Raw genomic sequence first — 17,214 nt, 5'->3', positions numbered from 1 at the left:
TCGACGGATTTGTCGACGACAAAGAGCTTGTTGCTCGCATCAAAGCAAAATCTCCGCGGTAACAACCGGGCGGTTACCATGAGATGCTCACCTGCTGTAAGCTCAAACTTGGAGATATCAGGCGGCAAGCGTCGTGGCATGGCAGGGTTACCTGACAGACCGGTTTTCGGATCCAAGATCAGGATCATCAGATTTAGTGTATCTGAGCAACCCGCCTGATATCCACGGTTGCGGACTTTTAAAGCGAAAAACTGTACCAGTTCTCGCGATTGTCCATCACCCGCACCATGCCGTCGAGCCTCATCGGTTTTGTGCCGACCATCCCAAGGGGCTGGGATTCTCCTCGTCAGCGCCGGTACGCAGCTCGGTTGGAATGTCCTCTGTCGGCCGTGTGCTGATGTTGAGCAAATCCATTCATTGACGGCCTGAGTTCGGAACGTTTCATGAGACCCCATAAGCTCTGCTGAGCATCAATTCTGGGGGTAAAGCCTCGGTCCGGTTGCAACAAATTGGATGCGAGACCGTTCATCTGGCGGGGAATCTCAATCAGGCGGGTCCAATGAACATCATTGCTGTCTTTAACCGCGATGGCGGAACTTTCCGGACTACCGACATGGTGGCTTATGAGTCGAAGGTCATCGAGGTATTCGAAGGAGCGGGGCATAGAATTGAATGCCGCGTGGTCGCTGGCAATGAGGTTGCCGACGCTTTGGAGGCGGCAGCCAATCGCCCCGATGTCGATTGCCTATTGGCGGGTGGTGGCGACGGGACGATATCGGCTGCTGCAAGACTTTCCTGGAAAAGCGGGAAAGTGCTGGGTGTCTTACCTGCAGGCACAATGAATCTGTTCGCGCGATCGCTGCAACTCCCGCTGGATGTATGGGATGTTCTCGAAAAATTGGCTTATGCCGAGAGTAGGAATGTCGATATAGCATCAGCAAACGGCCAGAGCTTTGTGCATCAGTTCTCAGCTGGGATGCGTCCGAGAATGGTACGGCTACGTGATGCCATGGAGTTTGGCTCTCGCTTCGGTAAGATCCGCGCGACTGTTCGGGCCGCATTGACCGCGATGGCGCGACCACCTCGGTTCGAGGTCGCGTTCAATATTGATGGCGAATCCAGAAAACAGCAGATTTCGGCCATATCGGTTTCTAATAACGAATTCGGCCGCGATGCGCTAATGTTTGCAGAGAGCCTCGACGGAGGGCATCTCGGGATCTATCTGGCCGAGCCGTTGACCTTTCGATCAGCAGTGCACTTGGCATTCGACATTCTGCGCGGGCAACTTAAAGAGAACCCCGCGATCACAGCTTTTAAATCATCAGAAATCAACCTTCATTTCCCGCGGCATCGACATGGCATACGGTGTGTGATGGATGGAGAGATTGTCGCAATGGACCAAGACATCGCCATACGGACACATCCGGGAGAGTTGAAAGTGCTGGTACCTTCAGCCAACGCCTAGCAATCTACAGCGTGGGGCGTAGTCGATTAGATCAGGGTGGTGGCCGAGCAGAAAACGTGCACTTTAATGAGGACTTTGGAGGAGGTTTGAATGAAAGATCCGAACGGCTGGCGACATATGAGTACCGCGCCAAGAAATGGAAGCCGTATCCTCGCGACTATCCGCCCATCGGAACAGGGAGCGGGAGCAGTTGATCTCATATATTGGTCGAATGGTGATCACGGTAGCGAAGGTGGTTGGCGCTCTTCAGATTCTACACCTGGTATGATCATCCAGTATGCCGAGCCTGAACTGAAATGCTGGATGCCAATGCCAGAAGCAGACATCGATAGCCTAACGATGCCCGCAGCATGGGAAGGTGACGACGATGGAGAGTTGAACGGCTCAGGTATCTGATATTGGAAGTACCGCATTGTAAGCGCGGACACGCCTGCGGAACAAAGTGAACGATCTTCCGTTTCTCGCACCATCACCTCAAGGGAGAATTGTGATGCGTTTCGGGTTCGTATTTACCGTCGCAGCAGGGATTATATCATCGGCCGCAGTCGCGGAGGCTAAGAGCACCTGGCAACTTTACGGCGCTGTGCCTGTGGCTGGCGATCGACACTTGGAACTGGCTTACAGTGATGCGCTTTCCCGTTGCAGACTTGAGGGCTATCGGACACGCGAGACCGATCGTGTATTCCATGTTCAGTACGACGCGCCTGAAACGCGCAGTTGCCTGTCACGCAAAGGCTTCATTTATCAGAACGGGGACGCTCATGCTTATCCTGTCCCCAAAGGGACCTATACTGTTCGGTAGGTCGTGTGCGGAGGACCGCGATTAGTGTGCCTCCGCAGATCCGGTAACCAAGCATGCGTACATTCCGTCGGATTTTGCGCCATGGCAAAAAGCGGTGTTTTGATACTTGCTCTTGATGCAAGTTTTCCATTGTCCGATGCAGGATATGCGCAAGCGGTGTTTTCTTTGCCGCTTTTCCGAGCGGGGCGGAGGTTGTGAAGACGACCTCTGTGGTTTTGACGGCAGAAATGCGCTAAGTGCAAGTACCACAGCAACTTTGCGCGGACAACGATGATGGCGTTCAACGAAGGACAGATATGCTCCGGTGCTACAAAACTTCGATTGATCTTGTCTGTCCACAGCGAAGATATGCAAATTTCAACGCAGACCCACAAACTCGTAAAGTTTACAGCATGGGAAGGCGAATAGTGAAACATTCATGTTTTTGACGACGGGGTCACTTGCAATCGACTGAAACGCTGCGCTCATGTCCTGACGATGAGCGCATCAATGACCGCTTAGGGCCGAACCCGGACTGCGCCGTTGGCGTGTCATTTCACCGTTTGCCAGAACCGTTCTCTCAGTTGGCATACATACCCGGGAAGACGATGTCCTGATCGACAAGGACGTTGAAGATATAGCCGGGCCGGATCCTGATCGTCGGCTGGACATTGAGGTTTTTCGAGATCGTCTGCTCGGCCACACGGCCAAAGGTTTCGGCGAAGTTTCGTCGTGCTGCGTCGGATGCCGTATCCTGTGTCCCAAGCGTCGAGCTTTCAGGCATGGCCATGTCGATCCCGGTCCCGATGAGCGCGACGAGAGCGGCGGATCCGAAGGTACGCAGATAGTGATTGTCGACCTTGTCGCGAAACCCTCCATACCCTTGCGCATCCGTGCCGGCCATGCCACCGATCTGCAGGGTCGATCCATTGGGAAATATGATATCGGTCCAAACGACCAGCGCGCCGTTCTGGCCGAATGACACCTTGCTGTCATACCGGCCGAACAGTTTCGTGCCCTGGGGCACCAGCAGATAATGCCCGGTCGCGCTGTCATACACATTCTGGCTGACCTGCGCGGTTATCCGTCCTGGAAGATCCGAATTGAGGCCAGTGATGAGGGTTGCGGGAATGACGGATCCTCGCTTGAGCTCGAACCGGGACAATGGTGCAACAACCTGATTGGGCAGATAGCCGAGTTCCTTGATATCGGCGTTGAAAAAATCCGCCTTCGATGCCTGATCGTTCTGATCTCCCATCTGACCGGCAGTGCCCGCTTTCAATGCCGCGGCATAAAGGTCCGATGTGCCGCCAGATGATCTGGCGCCATTCGCTTGGTTGGATGCGTTGCCGGCGTCCTGTCCGTTTGCACCCAAATCTGCGGTATCGACCTTGAGGGGAGAATCGAGCGCAGCATTCTTGGCCTGCAGGCTGGCCATGCGCTGACGTTGCTGTTCACGCAGGATCTGCTCTCTTTGTTCACGGAGGATCCTGGCATTCCACTCTTCCTCCGGCTCCATGCGTGAGCCTCTACGTTCACGCGGTTCGACGGGCGCGATGTCCGTCGGCGTCGTGGATGGCTGTACGGACGGTACCGGTGTTGGCTGAAACACCTGCTGCGGTTCTTCCCGATCTCCGATAATGCCGTCTTTCACGCCACGCTTCATCTGTTCCGCGAAACTGGAGGCAGGTGTCCCGGCTCCCTCCCCTTCCGGAACCTGCTGACCGAACCTTATGCCGCGCGACGACAGACCGTAAACGAGCACAGCCAGAAACAGGGCGACCAGGCCGAGACCGACGAACAGGGGCACCCGGTTCAGGCGCCTCATGCGCTTGTCGCTGTCAGATTGCGCGGGATTCCCCAGCTGCAGAGATTGAACCATCGATCTATCCGCCTGTCAGTTGCGCTTCATCAGCGATAGAGGGCTTGCCGGCGTGGCCACACTGTTCGTGACGGTATAGGCACGTCCGAGCTCGAGCGTATCGGTCGACAGCCGGGCGAGGACCTGCCCGTCGATCGAGACAAGCGAATAGGCGAGCTCTACCCGCTCGGTGTTGTTCGGGCCCTTGATTTGTTTGTCGTCAGTGACGACCACATAACCCCAGCCTTTCAGGGCCGCCTCGAAAGCAACCGCGAAGTCGGATGCTTCGCTGTGCAATCTGATGGTCGCACCGGTCGATCCGGCCTGCTCCGCATATCGTGCAGCCATGTCGCCGGCGATTGTGCTGGCGGCCGGTCCGGTAATATTTGAAGGCGCAATGCTCTCGGACAGCCCCTCCGTGGAGGTATGGCAGGCCGAAAGCGAGAGGACTATGAAGATAAAGGCTGTCGGGAAGCGGCACATGGCTCAACTACCCCGCCGGATGGTAATTTTCTGTTTTCTCCACCCTACCCCCGATAACAGAATGGCCTTGTCGATATTGTAGTCGACGATCATCATATCGTTTTTCATGCGGTAATTGACGACGCGGTTTTGCCCTCCGGATACGACGAACAGGACCGGTGCGTCCTGGCCGGATATCGTGCGCGGAAACTGGATGTAGGTCTTTTGGCCATCCGAATAGACCCGCTTGGGACGCCAGGGGGCACGGCCGGTGAGGGAATAGGAAAAGGCAAGGTGTTCGGGTGCGACACCGCCGTTTGGTCCGCTCGTCACCTGAAGTCTGGCATTGATGTCCGACAGTTTGGACGACGCATCCTCCGGATATTCGAAGCCGATCCGGGCCATGTATTGGGTAGGGTGGGATTTCAGCTGGATATGGTAGGTGCGGCGTGACGTGGTGATCACCATGGAGGTGACGAGACCCGCCTCCGACGGCTTGACTATCAAATGGATCGCTTGCCCGTTCGCCGCCCCGGATGTCGCTGGTTCCACCTTCCAGCGGACCGTGTCGCCAACCAGGACGTCTCGCACAATCTCCCCTCCCTGCAGTTCGATATCGCACACCTGCAGAGGTGAGCAGACGACGGAAGGCTGTGTTTCACCGAACAGGAAGACGACCTTTCCATCCGGTCCACGTGTCACCAGTCCGGGCTGCGCTCGCCACTTCCCGGAGAGACCGGTTGCCTTTGCCTCGTTTCTGTTGAGGCTTTGTGATACTGCCGGACTTGCCGCACTCAACGAGGCAGCAAGCGCCATCAGGCAGCCAAAGGCTGCATGTCTGTTTATCATCCGCATTGCGGTATCCCCTGCCCTTAAAGTTGCGCTGTCCAATCGAAGTCGGTGACATAGAGGCCAATAGGATTGAGCCGGATCGTTGCTTCATCCTGCGGTGAGGTGACCGAGACGGTGGCGATGCCGCGGAAGCGTCTGGTGGCCAGGTCCCTTCCCCTTCGATCGCGCTCATATTCCGTCCAGTCGATCTGGTAGGTCTGGTTGGAAAGCGCGACGATATTGTTCACTTCTATGGCCACCGTCGCATTCACGGCTTTCTCGAACGGTGAGTTGCCTCGAAACCAGGCATTGACCTTTTGGGTTGACGGATCGCCTGTCCGCAACAGTGCGTAGGCACGGTCGACATATTGCTTCTGCACGACCGCATCCGGGGTGACGGACCGGAAGCTTGTGACAAAAGCACCAAGGGTCGCCCGCACGACACGTGCGTCCGCATACTCGATCTGCTGCGGGAAGCCGGCCGAGACCGTGGTTCCAAGCTTGTCCACCTCGACAATGTAGGGAACGAGCTTCACCTGCGTGCTGAGATAAAGCGCATAACCAAAGCCGATTACTGCCATTGTCAGGCTCAATATGCCGACGGTTCGCCAGGCAGCTGCGGCCTTGACGTAGGAACCGTATCGTTCCGACCATTCCTGCCTTGCGGCGATATAGGGATTGTCGGGTGTGCGTGGCGCTGCCATTCTGCCCATCCTGTCTGCGGGTTATGGTTTATCCGATCGTTCGGGTGAGACCGGTTTTGACGCGGGGTTGCCCCGAGCCTGGTCGAGCTTGGCGTTTGCAAGCCCGAGCAGCGACCCGGCATATGCACCCGGTGCGCCGATCGCCTTTTCCTTGGCCGCCGAGCCCGTTGCTGCGGCCCCTGACGTAAAGCTCGCGCCCATGCCACGCAGTGCGGCACCGGCAACAGATGATCCACCGGCTCTCGCCGACTGTGCAGCGGCAAACCCGGCACCGGCGGCGCCGGCGGCCAGAAACGCACCACCCGCAGCAAATGACGCTGCCTGTCCACCATGGCGGATGGTTTCCATTCCGCCCGTAACGGAAGCGCCCTGAACCACGCCCTGCAATATGGTCGGCACATACATCGAGATAATGAAAACGACGACCGATACGCCGGCTATGGCAAGGGTGGTAATGAACTGGTCGCTTTCCGCGGTCGGTGCCCGGGCCATGCCCAACAGCACTTCGGATCCGATCCTGGCAATCATCACCAGTGCCATCAGCTTCATGCCGACACCAAAGGCATAAACGAGATAGCGGATCGCGAAGTCCTTGGTGAACGACGATCCGCCAAGTCCGAGCATGATCATGCCGGCGAGCAGGCCTACATACATTTCGACCATGACGGACACAAAGATGGCCGCGACGAGCGAAAAGCAGACGACCACGATACCCATGGCAAGAACGGCTGCGATCCCGAGAGCATTGTCCTCGAACACGCCGAACTTCGCCTGCTCCGACATCTGCGATGCGACACGGATGCCGGCATCGAACACTTCCGCCGGCGAGGCCGAACCCCCGCCTGATCCGATCTGGAAAAGACTGTCGACGACCGCACGCGCAAAACTTGACCCCTGCGTCAACACGAAGGCAAAAAAGCCGATGAACATGATGCGGCGGACAAGCTCGGCAAACCAGCTGTCGAGGGAGGCGGCCTGGGTTGCGAGCCACACGGCGGCAATGCCGACCTCGATACCGGCAAGGATCCAGAACAGCGACCGCGCCGCATCCATGATCGTGTTCTCCCAGCCTTGGGCGGCCGCCGAAACCTGGTTCTGCAGCTCCGTCAGGACATCACCCTGCTGGGCCAAGGCCGGGGCGGCCAGCAGGAGCAGCAGCGGCCCGGCAAACTGTGTGACTTTCCAAATCTTGATCATTGCCATCTCGGCCGCATCTCCTGGCCCTTCGGGATCGGCGGTAAAGTCTTGCCCGTGCCGAAGAATTTCTTCCTTGCCTTCCGTTGCTCCTCGCTCATGTTCGGGGGATCCGGCGCGTCACGCCGGACCGTGAGGCTGACTGACAATGCCGCGACAGAGATGGCGCAGGCCAGGATCGAGAGCAAAAGCGTCTTATTCACCAGCGTGGCTCCATCTTCTGGCCTTCCGGAATGTCCCGGACTTCGGCATTGAAGAATTTTTCACGGCGAGCCTGAGCCAGATCCTTGTCGGTCTGTTCGCTCTGCAGCCACGTGCCCATCAGTGTCATCTGCTGGGACACCAGGCCGCGCAGTTTCTGCATCTGGCCGACCTGTTGCGTGGCGATCTGGTGTCCGACCTGCAACGCCTTCATCTGGCCATCGGCGGTCTGCGACATTGATCGCAGCTCACTCATCGTCTCTTCTTCGCTGTCAAACTGATCAGCTGTCAGACTTGCCGCTTTGAGCGTTCCGGCGATGGTGTCGCGATTGGTTTCCGACCATGTCTGATAGGTCGTCGAAAAACTTTCGGCATTCGGCAGACTGGTCTTGAGATCGGCGAAACTCTTGAAGCGCTGCTTCAAAAGATCGTCGGCATTGCCCATCGAAAATGCGATGCCCTGCCCCTCGGCGACGATATCGCGCAACTGGCCAAGATCACCTTCGATCTGCCCCCATATGTGTTTGGGAAGCTGCGCCGTGTTCTGCAGCATGTTCTTGTAGATGTTGAGCTGGTTCTGGATTTGCTCGGCAAGCTGGGTGATCTGGGTAATCTGGTTGGTGATCTGCTCGCCGGATTGACCGACCAGCGAGATCAGCTCGCCATTGTTGAGAAGTTGCGTCCATTCCGTGGCGCCGCCGGCCGCAGCTCCAGCGAATGACGCGGTGGGCGAGGTTGCGAGCATCAGCGAGATGGAGACAGCGAAAAGCGAACGTCCTGCCGATCGGCCTTGAGTTTGGTCATGCATGGTCGTTTATCCCTCTTTCCAGAAGCCATTGTTGCGGCCAGGACTGTCCATGATCGGCGTGCAGCGCCCGGATGCGGGCCAGGTCGGCCTTGCCGGTAGCGCCGACGAAGGAAAGCGTGACGGGGCCGAGTGACATGTCGAACAGCCGGCGCCCGTCAGGCGATGTGACGTAATATTCGCGCTTCGGAATGGCATTCGCGACGATCTCGATCTGACGTTCGTTGAAACCAATCCGCTCATAAAATTCGCGGGTGCCGGGTTCGCGGGCAGCACCATTCGGGAGGCAGATTTTTGTCGGGCAGGTTTCCTTCAGTACGTCGATGATACCGGAGCGCTCAGCATCCGAAATCGATTGCGTCGCCAGCACAACCGCGCAATTGGCCTTGCGCAGCACCTTCAGCCATTCCCTGATCTTGGCGCGAAACACGGGGTGACCGAGCATGAGCCACGCCTCGTCAAGGATGATGAGGCTCGGCCGGCCATCGAGGCGCTTCTCGATCCGATGGAAAAGATAGGTCAGCACGGGCACGAGATTGCGTTCGCCCATATTCATCAACTGCTCGACCTCGAAACATTGGAAGCGGCCAAGCGTCAGACCATCTTCCTCGGCGTCGAGCAGCAGGCCCATAGGCCCGTCGACGGTATAGTGATGCAGTGCGTCCTTGAGCTCGCGCATCTGAACGCCGCTGACGAAATCCGAAAGCGAACGACCGCTGGCCGATGCCATGAGAGCAATCTGGCGCGAGATCGCATTGCGATGGTCGGGTGTGACCGTGACACCCTGCGCGGCCACAAGTGTTTCGATCCATTCACAGGTCCATGCCTTGTCCACGTCTTTCGACAGGTCCTGAAGGGGGCAAAAGGCGAGATCGCCCTTCAGCCCTTCTCCACCTCCGATTTCATAATGATCGCCTCCGACTGCCAGTGTCAGGGGGAGCATGGAATTGCCCTTGTCGAAAACGAAGGCCTGGGCATTCTCGTAGCGGCAAAACTGGGCAGCGATCAGCCCGAGCAAGGTGGATTTTCCGGAGCCGGATGGGCCGAATATCAGCGTGTGTCCGACATCTTCGACATGCAGGTTGAAACGGAAAGGCGTCGAGCCGGAGGCCACCTGCATGAGAGGCGGTGCCTCGGCTGGATAAAAAGGGCAAGGAGCCAAGGGATTTCCCGACCAGACCGAATTGAGAGGTATGAGGTCCGCGAGATTGCGCGTGTTGATCAACGGTTCCCTGATATTGCTGTACCAGTTTCCCGCAAGGCTGCCGAGGAAGGCGTCGGTCGCATTCAGCGTCTCGATCCGCGCGCCAAACCCTTCCGACTGCACAAGGCGGCGAACGGCTTCTGCCTTGTCCTGCAGGGCTTCGCGATTCTCATCGAACAGGACGATAACCGGGGTGTAATAGCCGTAGGCCACGAGTTGTGACGATGCCTGCGCTATGGCATCCTCGGTCTCAGCCACCATGGACATGGCGTCCTGGTCGATGGACCGGGACTGTGTCTGGAACAACTGATCGAAGAATGGCCGCACCTTCTGCTGCCATTTCCTGCGCGTGCGTTCCAGCCGTTGTTTGGCCTCTTCCGCATCGAGAAAAATGAAGCGGGATGACCATCGGTAGGTCAAAGGCATGCGGTCAAGGCTGTTGAGGATGCCCGGCCAGCTTTCTGCAGGTAATCCGTCGATGGCGACAATGCCGAGGTATCGGTTTTCGACGCGCGGTGTCAGTCCGTGTTCGAGTTCCGCCGTGGCCAGCCAGTCCAGGTAAAACGGAATATCGGGAAGTCGCACAGGATGGCTTTCGCCGGTGATCGCGAAGCGGATGAACTGGAAAAGCTCGTCGTATCGTGCAGTCCTGAAGCCGCCGCGCTCCGGTACCTCGCGGGTGAGCATGCGCTGGATCGAGATCGTATTTCCCAGATATTGCTCGATCTCGCGGATCGAGCGGCGAAACGTCTCCAATGCACCATCAGCATAGCTCACCGATCGGCTTTCCGCGTCGGAATAGATGTAGCGGGCCAGGCCGGAGCGCCGTCGCTCTACTGGACGGTGCGTCAGGATCAGCGCATGCCGGCTTTCGAAATGGCCGCTTTCGCGTTCAAAGTGCCGACGGCGCTCGTCATCGATCATTCGCGTGACGGGATCGGGGAAATGGCTTCTATCGGCGGGCGGATAATCGACTGTCGGAAAACGCAAGGTCTCTACCTGGATCATCCAGCCCGATCCGAGACGCGACATGATCGCGTTAATCTGGCGCGAAAGCTCATTGCGCTCAAGATCGGTGGCACTCTCCAGGTCAGGACCTGCAAAATACCAGCCGGCCATCAGGCTCCCGTCCTTGAGCAGAATGATGCCGTTGTCGACAAGTCCGGCATAAGGGACCAAGTCGGCAAAGGATGGGCCCGTCGAACGCAATGAGCGCAGCGCAACCATCATCACCTCCTCAGGACCGTCGCAATGGCGACGATGTCGGACTGTAGTGGGATCGATAGCGCAGGTGGCGCATGTAGATTTGACGCATCATCGGATCGGATTTCGCCATCATCCGTAGAGCGCCGAGGAGTACGATCCAGATCGCGGCACCGATGATCGCCGAATAGATGGTGAGCACGACGAAGATCAGAATGACCGCCGCAAGTCCGCTCAGCAATACAAGCTCCCGATCGGCACCCATCAAGAGGTTCGGGCGCGAAAGAGCACGGTGAATCCGGTTGCGATGAAGGGCGCTGCCGACGTCAGACATCGATACCCTCCCCTATCGAGATTATCGATGCCCTGGAGATTGTCGCGTGGTCGGCTGGCGTCTCGATGCCGATCGAGGCACCTGTCGAACCAAACAGACCGACGATCGTGGTTGCCCCCAGCAGGATTCCTGCGACGAGCACGACATAAACGAGCCTTCTCGCAAAATCATTGAGCTCGCCGCCAAATATCAACATGCCGCCGGCGATGGCGACTGCGGCAAGAGCGATATAGCCGGCCACTGGCCCGGTAATCGATTCCTGGATCTGCTCGAGAGGGCCTTCCCAAGGCAGGCTGCCGCCTGAGCCGGCAAAGGCAGGCGCTGCGATAGACGCTGCTATCGCTGCGATCCATATTCCGAGTTGGCGCGAATGATTATGCAGCATGGCTGTCTTCCTCGATCTGCGGATAGTGTTTCGTCTGGTATCGCGACCCGTCGAACCCCTCGATATGCAGGACTTCCCGTACTCGCCGGCCTTTCCCGGCGCGTTCGATCGCAATGACCAGATCGACAGCGTCTCCGATCACGGCCTGCATAGATTGCTGGCTTGCCTCTGCGGTGAGTTGCTCCAACCGCCTGAGAGCCGATATCGCTGTATTGGAATGAATCGTCGTCACGCCGCCCGGATGACCGGTATTCCAGGCCTTAAGAAGCGTCAGTGCCGCGCCGTCACGAACTTCGCCGACGATGATACGGTCCGGACGTAGTCGCATCGTGCTTTTGAGAAGCCGGGCCATATCGATGCTGTCGCTCGTGTGAAGACTGACGGCATTTTGCGCGGCACATTGGAGCTCGGCGGTGTCTTCGAGGACCACCATGCGGTCATCAGGCGAAGACGACACGATCTCGGCAATAACTGCGTTCGCGAGCGTGGTTTTTCCTGAGCCCGTGCCGCCGGAGATGACGATGTTGAACCGGCTGTCGATGGCGCCGCGAATGATGGATGCCTGCGCTGCGGTCATCGCCTGGGTGACGACGTAATCGCTCAGCGGCACGATACGTGACGCTCGCCGCCGGATCGTGAACGAGGGAGCGTTGACGATCGGTGGAAGGAGCCCCTCGAACCGGTGACCTCCGATCGGCAATTCGCCGGAGACGATCGGTCGGTCTCTGTCTGCCTCTGACTGTAATGCATGGGCGACGGAGCCTATGACCAGTTCGGCCGATGACGCCGGCATCTCGCCTGCTGGCGCCACCCCATGCTCGAGGCTTTCGATGAAAAGCTTGCCGTCGGGATTGAGCATGATTTCGACAACAGTCGGATCATCTAGTGCGGTACAAAGGCGTTCGCCGAGAGCGTCCTGAAGTTTGCGGACCAGGCGAGAGTGGGATTGGAGCATGAGGCGCTGTCTCCTCGTTTTGAAGTGCCCCAAGACAGACTGTCTCGCCGAGAGCTTGTCGAGATGCAAAGTTGCATCTCGAAACTCGTGCCAAAATTCGGCAGCTTCTCTGGATCGTCGGCGACAGTTCTCCTGTGTTGCCGGGATGGCGAGGCGAATCACTCAGACTGGAAGGCGGTGCTGATGAGGGTGATTTGCCGAGATGTCTCGATGGTGAAACAGTTCGTTAGGTTTTCGACTCTTTTTTTCAGTCGAGCAAACTAGACGAAAATGGCGCTGTATCGCGCTGGATGTGGGCATTTGGTGTTGAATTCACGGTCAGGCATTGGTCCAGTTAACCTTTCGTTAACCTTAAATGCCTTGCTTGCCGGTCAGAATCGGTTCTAACTGCAAGCATCGGAGCAAAGCTAAAAAAATGCTCCAGAGCGACAATATGGATGATTAGGTCGGAAATGGGAAAAACTGCGACAAACCCTCCGGTGAATGATGAGGACCTGCTCGGCCTGATCACTCGGCATTCGCGTTCGCTTGCTTCTCAGCTCCAGTCTCACCACGATAGTGTATTCGCGCCGATTGCCGAAAAATCAATACGCTATTTCCAGCCGGCAGAGGCGTCGAAACTTGTCGGCGTGAAAGAGGTTCATCTGCGAAACATCGCCAATGACCTTTCCGACGAGCTTGATGTGAACACCGGGCCGGCCGGCCGTCGCACCTATTCAGTGCTCGATATGCACAAGATTCGCAATCATCTCGACAAGACAGGACGGGGGAACCGCCGATACCTGCCGCACCGGCGGGAGGGTGAGCAGCTCCAGGTCATCTCGGTGATGAACTTCAAAGGCGGATCGGGCAAGACGACCTCGGCAGCGCACCTGTCACAGCATCTGGCCTTACGCGGTTATCGCGTTCTCGCGATCGATCTCGACCCTCAGGCAAGCCTTTCGAGTCTTTTTGGTGTCCAGCCTGAAACCGATGTCGGCGCCGACGAAACGCTTTATGGAGCAATCAAGTATGACGGTGCCCGGGCGATGGGCGAGATCATAACGGCGACCTATATCCCGGATCTTCACCTGATCCCGGGCAATCTTGAATTGATGGAGTTTGAGCACGAAACGCCGCGCGCCTTGATGAAACGCAAGGCCGGCGACACGATGTTTTTCAATCGCATCAGTGAGACCTTAGAGCAGGTTGCACATGCGTATGACGTCGTCGTAATAGATTGCCCGCCGCAGCTCGGTTACCTGACGATGGCCGCATTGACGGCAGCGACATCCGTTCTTGTCACAGTTCATCCCCAGATGCTCGACGTCATGTCGATGAATCAGTTTCTTGCCATGACGTCCGATCTGCTGGGTGAGATCGCTGAAGCAGGTGGGCGTTTCGATTACAACTGGATGCGATACCTTATCACACGCTATGAGCCTGGTGATGGGCCGCAAAACCAGATGGTCGGATACCTCCGTTCGATCTTTGGTGAGAACGTTTTGAATTACCCGATGCTGAAAACGACAGCAGTCTCCGATGCGGGATTGACCAACCAGACACTGTATGAAGTTGAGCGAAGCCAGTTCACCAGATCGACGTACGATCGAGCTCTCGAGTCTATGAACAACGTCAATGACGAGATTGAAAGCCTGATCAAGAAAGCTTGGGGCAGAACATGAGCCGCAAAGACCTTCTTAAGGGCGCCGTTACGTCAGAGCCACTTACGGAGCGGCCAGCAAGAGCGAAAGTACGCCCGATGCTCGGCACGGCCTTGCCGCCGGGTGAAACCAATGCTGCGACCCGTCTGACAAGCCAGGTTGGAAACGCGTTTGCGGAGAGCAAAGCCAAATTTGAACGCGCCGAAGAGATTGAGCGTCGTCTTGCTCAAGGCCAAACCGTCGTCGACCTCGACGCGGCACGCATTGAGCCGTCATTCGTTCAGGATCGCATGCCGGGCGACGTTGAAGGGCTGGTGGCATCTATCCGCGACCAGGGCCAGCAGGTACCGATCCTCGTTCGACCTCATCCCGAAAAACCGGGTCAATACCAGGTGGCGTTCGGTCATCGTCGTCTCCGTGCGGTATCCGAACTCGGGCTGCCTGTTCGGGCCATCGTGCGTGACCTGACGGACGAGCAACTCGTCGTGGCGCAGGGACAGGAAAACAATGAACGTGAAGACCTGACCTTCATTGAGAAAGCTCGCTTCGCGTACCAGCTGAACAAGCAATTCTCACGTGACGTGGTGATTGCAGCGCTCTCCATCGACAAGAGCAATCTGTCGAAGATGATCCTCCTCGTAGAAGCTCTACCCGCTGAATTCATCGATGCCATTGGTCCAGCACCAGGAATTGGGCGGCCGAGCTGGCAACAGCTTGGAGGGCTTGTCGAAAAAGCCGGATCGCCAGCGAGAGTAATATCCCTGGCGCGTTCGGATGAGGTTCAAGGACTCGCGTCCGTCGACAGGTTCAAAGCGGTGCTGAATGGCCTGAAGCCCCAGCATGGCCCCAACAAGCTGCCGCAGATCCTTGCCACGCCTGCCGGTGACCGGCTGGCGCAAGTGGCGCAAAGCAAAACAAAGCTTGAAATTTCGATAGACAGGAAAGCTACGCCAGATTTTGCGGCCTTCGTGCTTGAAAAATTGCCCGCGCTCTACCAGGAGCATCAGGCGAAGAAACAACATAAAAACGGAGAGTAAGCCGGGAAAAGAAAAAGGCCCCAACAACGTCGCCGTCGTGGAACCTCATTCTGTAGTCTCGCAAACACAGAATCGCATTTCCTCGAATCCTCGTCAAGAGTCTTGGCACCGTTTTGGTGAGCGGATTTCTTTTGCCTTCTGAAAGGTGAAAAGAAATGACCATGGGGAATGTGACGACGCCTTTTGGGCGGCGGCCGGTGACGCTTGCGCTTGTCAAACGCCAAGTTGCCGTAAGCACGGTGGAGCAAGGCAGGACTGTTGAAAAATGGCGGGTGTTTCGCGACGCTTGCGAGGCCCGTATCGAGCTTGGTCTGCAGGATCGCAGCCTAGCCGTTCTGGACGCGCTTTTGAGCTTTTACCCGGAAAATGAGTTCTGCCATGACGCGCAGATGATTGTCTTTCCCTCAAATGCACAGCTGACGCTGCGAGCGCACGGAATCGCTGGAGCAACACTTCGCCGGCATCTCGCCCTTCTGGTCAATGCGGGGCTCATCTTCCGCAAAGATAGCGCCAATGGAAAGCGTTACGCTCGAAAAGATGGAGAGGGGGCCATCGAATCTGCCTATGGCTTTGATCTCTCCCCGCTTCTGACCCGTGCTGGTGAACTCGCCATCATGGCACAGAAGGTGGTTGCTGAACGGGCGGCGTTCCGTAAGAGCAAGGAATGCCTGACCATCTGCCGGCGTGATGTTCGTAAGTTGATCTCGGCCGCCATGGAAGAGGGTGCCGCGGGAGATTGGCAGACGATTGAAGACATATACGTTAGCGTCGTGTCTCGGATTCCGCGATCGCCAACGCGTGCCCAGATCGAAGGATTGCTGGATGAAATGTCGCTGTTGCGCGACGAGATCGTCAACCGGCTGGAAATCCAAGAGAGTTCTCAAAATATGAGCAGCAATGATGCCCATATTGAGCGTCACATACAGAATTCAAAATCCGAATCTCCTAATGAATTTGAACCTAGCTCCGAAAAAGAGCAGGGAGCGAAGTCGAGCAAGAAGAAGCAGGCAAAGAGTGAGCCGCCGAAGGCCTTTCCGCTATCGGTCGTGCTGAAAGCCTGCCCGCAGGTTATCGATTACGCGACCGGGGGAAACATCGAGAACTGGCGCGATCTGATGTCGGCCGGCGTGCTCGTTCGGTCGGCCTTGGGTATCAGTCCGTCGGCATATGAGGATGCCTGCGAGGCGATGGGGCCGGAAAATGCGGCGATTGCCGTGGCCTGCATGCTGGAACGAACCAACATGATCAATTCGCCAGGCGGTTATCTCCGTGATTTGACCCGTCGATCAAGGCAGGGCGAATTTTCGCTGGGGCCGATGGTGATGGCGCAGTTGCGGGCCAACGGACATGGTCTTGGCAAGACAGGCTGAAGGAATTGTTCCATTTTTCAGCCGCGAGTGAGGATACTGTTCAATTCCTTCATTCGAATTGCCGGTAATCCTGCTTCCTCGGCAAAGTATGGCCAGCAGTTCACCGTTGCCCGCACTTTTCATCGACCATCGCCTGAGCTGCCTTTGCGACCTGCAGCATATGGGAGGTATCGGGCGCCCGTCCCTCACCCGCGAGGTCTGCGCTGTGTTCACCTCCTGGACCCGAGGAATAGGTTAGGTCGTAGGCTGGCGACAGTCGCCATTGGCCGTCCGCGCTCATCAAAAAAGCATGGTTCTTGGCGTGGTCGTCGCGGTTGCGGGATAAAACATTGAAGTCCATGCGCCGGAACATTTTCAGCACTTCCGTGCTGTCACGGGTCATCAACCATGTGAGTTTGTGCAGCATCTCGTAAGTGACGGATGACTCCCGATGGCTCGCATCGAGCAGGCCGCTTGCGGTGTGCATGTGCAGCCTGCCTGCCGGGGTGCGGTCAAACCGTTTGGTGGCGAACAACCTGTTGCCCTTCCGCGTGGTAAACAACCGCGTTTCGGCCATGTCGATGCCCGCGGCACGGGCCATCAGCACGTAGGCCTGTTCCTCGGCGCCGATATCGGCCCGATCTTCGCTGCTGCGCGATTTGAGGATCCAGCGCTCGAATGCCGGCTGCATGTTCTGGCCGTAATCGAAATTGACGATGATCGATGACATCGTCGATCGTTCGTGTTGCCCTGGGCGGAAACAGTTTTGCGAACTCTGTCTCAGCATCTAGCACGAAGGC

At 57.2% G+C, this 17,214-nt stretch carries 18 protein-coding genes; 5 read left to right on the top strand and 13 right to left on the bottom strand.

Annotated elements, in window-relative coordinates:
* A partial coding sequence (locus tag AAIH70_RS26355; protein WP_430036659.1) for a hypothetical protein occupies positions 1-188 on the bottom strand: 188 nt, incomplete at its 3' end.
* 371 nt (positions 189-559) lie between these two features.
* On the opposite strand from AAIH70_RS26355, the gene AAIH70_RS26350 reads away from it, so the two are divergent.
* Both AAIH70_RS26350 and AAIH70_RS26345 read left to right on the top strand, forming a co-directional pair.
* On the top strand, positions 560-1,465 hold the full coding sequence (locus AAIH70_RS26350) for a diacylglycerol/lipid kinase family protein (protein ID WP_132280410.1): 906 nt from the start codon (positions 560-562) through the stop codon (positions 1,463-1,465).
* Positions 1,466-1,555: 90 nt separating this feature from the next.
* Entirely contained in the window at positions 1,556-1,861 is a 306-nt protein-coding gene (locus AAIH70_RS26345; RefSeq protein ID WP_132280413.1) for a hypothetical protein, read from the top strand.
* Between the two features lie 965 nt (positions 1,862-2,826).
* Here AAIH70_RS26345 and trbI read toward each other — a convergent pair.
* From trbI to trbB, 11 genes are read right to left on the bottom strand one after another with little or no spacing between them, the layout of a single operon-like run.
* Positions 2,827-4,128, bottom strand: coding sequence for an IncP-type conjugal transfer protein TrbI (gene trbI, locus AAIH70_RS26340; RefSeq protein WP_430036655.1), 1,302 nt, complete (start codon positions 4,126-4,128; stop codon positions 2,827-2,829).
* Positions 4,129-4,143: 15 nt separating this feature from the next.
* Positions 4,144-4,590: a conjugal transfer protein TrbH gene (gene trbH / locus AAIH70_RS26335; RefSeq protein WP_430036652.1), complete on the bottom strand. Its 447-nt coding sequence runs from the start codon at positions 4,588-4,590 to the stop codon at positions 4,144-4,146.
* 3 nt (positions 4,591-4,593) lie between these two features.
* A complete protein-coding gene (trbG, locus tag AAIH70_RS26330; RefSeq protein ID WP_430036649.1) occupies positions 4,594-5,424 on the bottom strand; it encodes a P-type conjugative transfer protein TrbG in 831 nt (276 codons plus the stop codon).
* Between the two features lie 17 nt (positions 5,425-5,441).
* A complete protein-coding gene (locus tag AAIH70_RS26325; protein WP_430036646.1) occupies positions 5,442-6,104 on the bottom strand; it encodes a conjugal transfer protein TrbF in 663 nt (220 codons plus the stop codon).
* Between the two features lie 21 nt (positions 6,105-6,125).
* Entirely contained in the window at positions 6,126-7,301 is a 1,176-nt protein-coding gene (trbL, locus tag AAIH70_RS26320) for a P-type conjugative transfer protein TrbL (RefSeq protein ID WP_430036643.1), read from the bottom strand.
* Complete coding sequence (gene trbK / locus AAIH70_RS26315) at positions 7,298-7,501, bottom strand: entry exclusion protein TrbK (protein WP_132280434.1); 204 nt, start codon at positions 7,499-7,501, stop codon at positions 7,298-7,300. The genes trbL and trbK overlap by 4 nt, the downstream gene beginning before the upstream one ends.
* Positions 7,498-8,307 (bottom strand): P-type conjugative transfer protein TrbJ, encoded by an 810-nt coding sequence (trbJ, locus tag AAIH70_RS26310; protein WP_132280437.1) that lies wholly within the window; start codon positions 8,305-8,307, stop codon positions 7,498-7,500. The genes trbK and trbJ overlap by 4 nt, the downstream gene beginning before the upstream one ends.
* Positions 8,300-10,735, bottom strand: a complete 2,436-nt coding sequence (locus AAIH70_RS26305; protein WP_430036639.1) for a conjugal transfer protein TrbE — start codon at positions 10,733-10,735, stop codon at positions 8,300-8,302. The genes trbJ and AAIH70_RS26305 overlap by 8 nt, the downstream gene beginning before the upstream one ends.
* Before the next feature lie 10 nt (positions 10,736-10,745).
* A complete protein-coding gene (locus AAIH70_RS26300) occupies positions 10,746-11,045 on the bottom strand; it encodes a conjugal transfer protein TrbD (RefSeq protein ID WP_430036636.1) in 300 nt (99 codons plus the stop codon).
* A complete protein-coding gene (locus AAIH70_RS26295; protein WP_132280446.1) occupies positions 11,038-11,430 on the bottom strand; it encodes a TrbC/VirB2 family protein in 393 nt (130 codons plus the stop codon). The genes AAIH70_RS26300 and AAIH70_RS26295 overlap by 8 nt, the downstream gene beginning before the upstream one ends.
* Positions 11,420-12,385: a P-type conjugative transfer ATPase TrbB gene (trbB, locus tag AAIH70_RS26290; RefSeq protein ID WP_430036674.1), complete on the bottom strand. Its 966-nt coding sequence runs from the start codon at positions 12,383-12,385 to the stop codon at positions 11,420-11,422. The genes AAIH70_RS26295 and trbB overlap by 11 nt, the downstream gene beginning before the upstream one ends.
* Positions 12,386-12,837: 452 nt before the next feature.
* Here trbB and repA point away from each other — a divergent pair, with 452 nt between their 5' ends.
* From repA to repC, 3 genes are all read left to right on the top strand, one after another.
* Complete coding sequence (gene repA, locus AAIH70_RS26285; protein ID WP_132280449.1) at positions 12,838-14,049, top strand: plasmid partitioning protein RepA; 1,212 nt, start codon at positions 12,838-12,840, stop codon at positions 14,047-14,049.
* A complete protein-coding gene (repB, locus tag AAIH70_RS26280; RefSeq protein ID WP_430036632.1) occupies positions 14,046-15,065 on the top strand; it encodes a plasmid partitioning protein RepB in 1,020 nt (339 codons plus the stop codon). The genes repA and repB overlap by 4 nt, the downstream gene beginning before the upstream one ends.
* Positions 15,066-15,220: 155 nt before the next feature.
* Entirely contained in the window at positions 15,221-16,435 is a 1,215-nt protein-coding gene (gene repC / locus AAIH70_RS26275) for a plasmid replication protein RepC (protein WP_430036630.1), read from the top strand.
* Positions 16,436-16,535: 100 nt separating this feature from the next.
* Here the strand turns inward: repC and AAIH70_RS26270 are convergent, their stop codons facing one another.
* A complete protein-coding gene (locus AAIH70_RS26270) occupies positions 16,536-17,105 on the bottom strand; it encodes a HipA domain-containing protein (RefSeq protein WP_430036627.1) in 570 nt (189 codons plus the stop codon).
* Between the last annotated feature and the right edge of the window lie 109 nt (positions 17,106-17,214).

Source organism: Neorhizobium sp. BT27B, assembly GCF_050455485.1.
Taxonomy (GTDB): Bacteria; Pseudomonadota; Alphaproteobacteria; order Rhizobiales; family Rhizobiaceae; genus Neorhizobium.
This window is presented reverse-complemented; position numbering and strand designations above follow the sequence as displayed.

Excerpts from the sequence above, each read along its gene's own strand:
- AAIH70_RS26350 (WP_132280410.1), top strand. The coding sequence starts at position 560 with ATGAACATCATTGCTGTCTTTAACCGCGATGGCGGAACTTTCCGGACT.
- AAIH70_RS26345 (WP_132280413.1), top strand. The coding sequence starts at position 1,556 with ATGAAAGATCCGAACGGCTGGCGACATATGAGTACCGCGCCAAGAAAT.
- trbI (WP_430036655.1), bottom strand. The coding sequence starts at position 4,128 with ATGGTTCAATCTCTGCAGCTGGGGAATCCCGCGCAATCTGACAGCGAC.
- trbH (WP_430036652.1), bottom strand. The coding sequence starts at position 4,590 with ATGTGCCGCTTCCCGACAGCCTTTATCTTCATAGTCCTCTCGCTTTCG.
- trbG (WP_430036649.1), bottom strand. The coding sequence starts at position 5,424 with ATGCGGATGATAAACAGACATGCAGCCTTTGGCTGCCTGATGGCGCTT.
- AAIH70_RS26325 (WP_430036646.1), bottom strand. The coding sequence starts at position 6,104 with ATGGCAGCGCCACGCACACCCGACAATCCCTATATCGCCGCAAGGCAG.
- trbL (WP_430036643.1), bottom strand. The coding sequence starts at position 7,301 with ATGATCAAGATTTGGAAAGTCACACAGTTTGCCGGGCCGCTGCTGCTC.
- trbJ (WP_132280437.1), bottom strand. The coding sequence starts at position 8,307 with ATGCATGACCAAACTCAAGGCCGATCGGCAGGACGTTCGCTTTTCGCT.
- AAIH70_RS26305 (WP_430036639.1), bottom strand. The coding sequence starts at position 10,735 with ATGGTTGCGCTGCGCTCATTGCGTTCGACGGGCCCATCCTTTGCCGAC.
- AAIH70_RS26300 (WP_430036636.1), bottom strand. The coding sequence starts at position 11,045 with ATGTCTGACGTCGGCAGCGCCCTTCATCGCAACCGGATTCACCGTGCT.
- AAIH70_RS26295 (WP_132280446.1), bottom strand. The coding sequence starts at position 11,430 with ATGCTGCATAATCATTCGCGCCAACTCGGAATATGGATCGCAGCGATA.
- trbB (WP_430036674.1), bottom strand. The coding sequence starts at position 12,385 with ATGCTCCAATCCCACTCTCGCCTGGTCCGCAAACTTCAGGACGCTCTC.
- repA (WP_132280449.1), top strand. The coding sequence starts at position 12,838 with ATGGGAAAAACTGCGACAAACCCTCCGGTGAATGATGAGGACCTGCTC.
- repB (WP_430036632.1), top strand. The coding sequence starts at position 14,046 with ATGAGCCGCAAAGACCTTCTTAAGGGCGCCGTTACGTCAGAGCCACTT.
- repC (WP_430036630.1), top strand. The coding sequence starts at position 15,221 with ATGACCATGGGGAATGTGACGACGCCTTTTGGGCGGCGGCCGGTGACG.
- AAIH70_RS26270 (WP_430036627.1), bottom strand. The coding sequence starts at position 17,105 with ATGCAGCCGGCATTCGAGCGCTGGATCCTCAAATCGCGCAGCAGCGAA.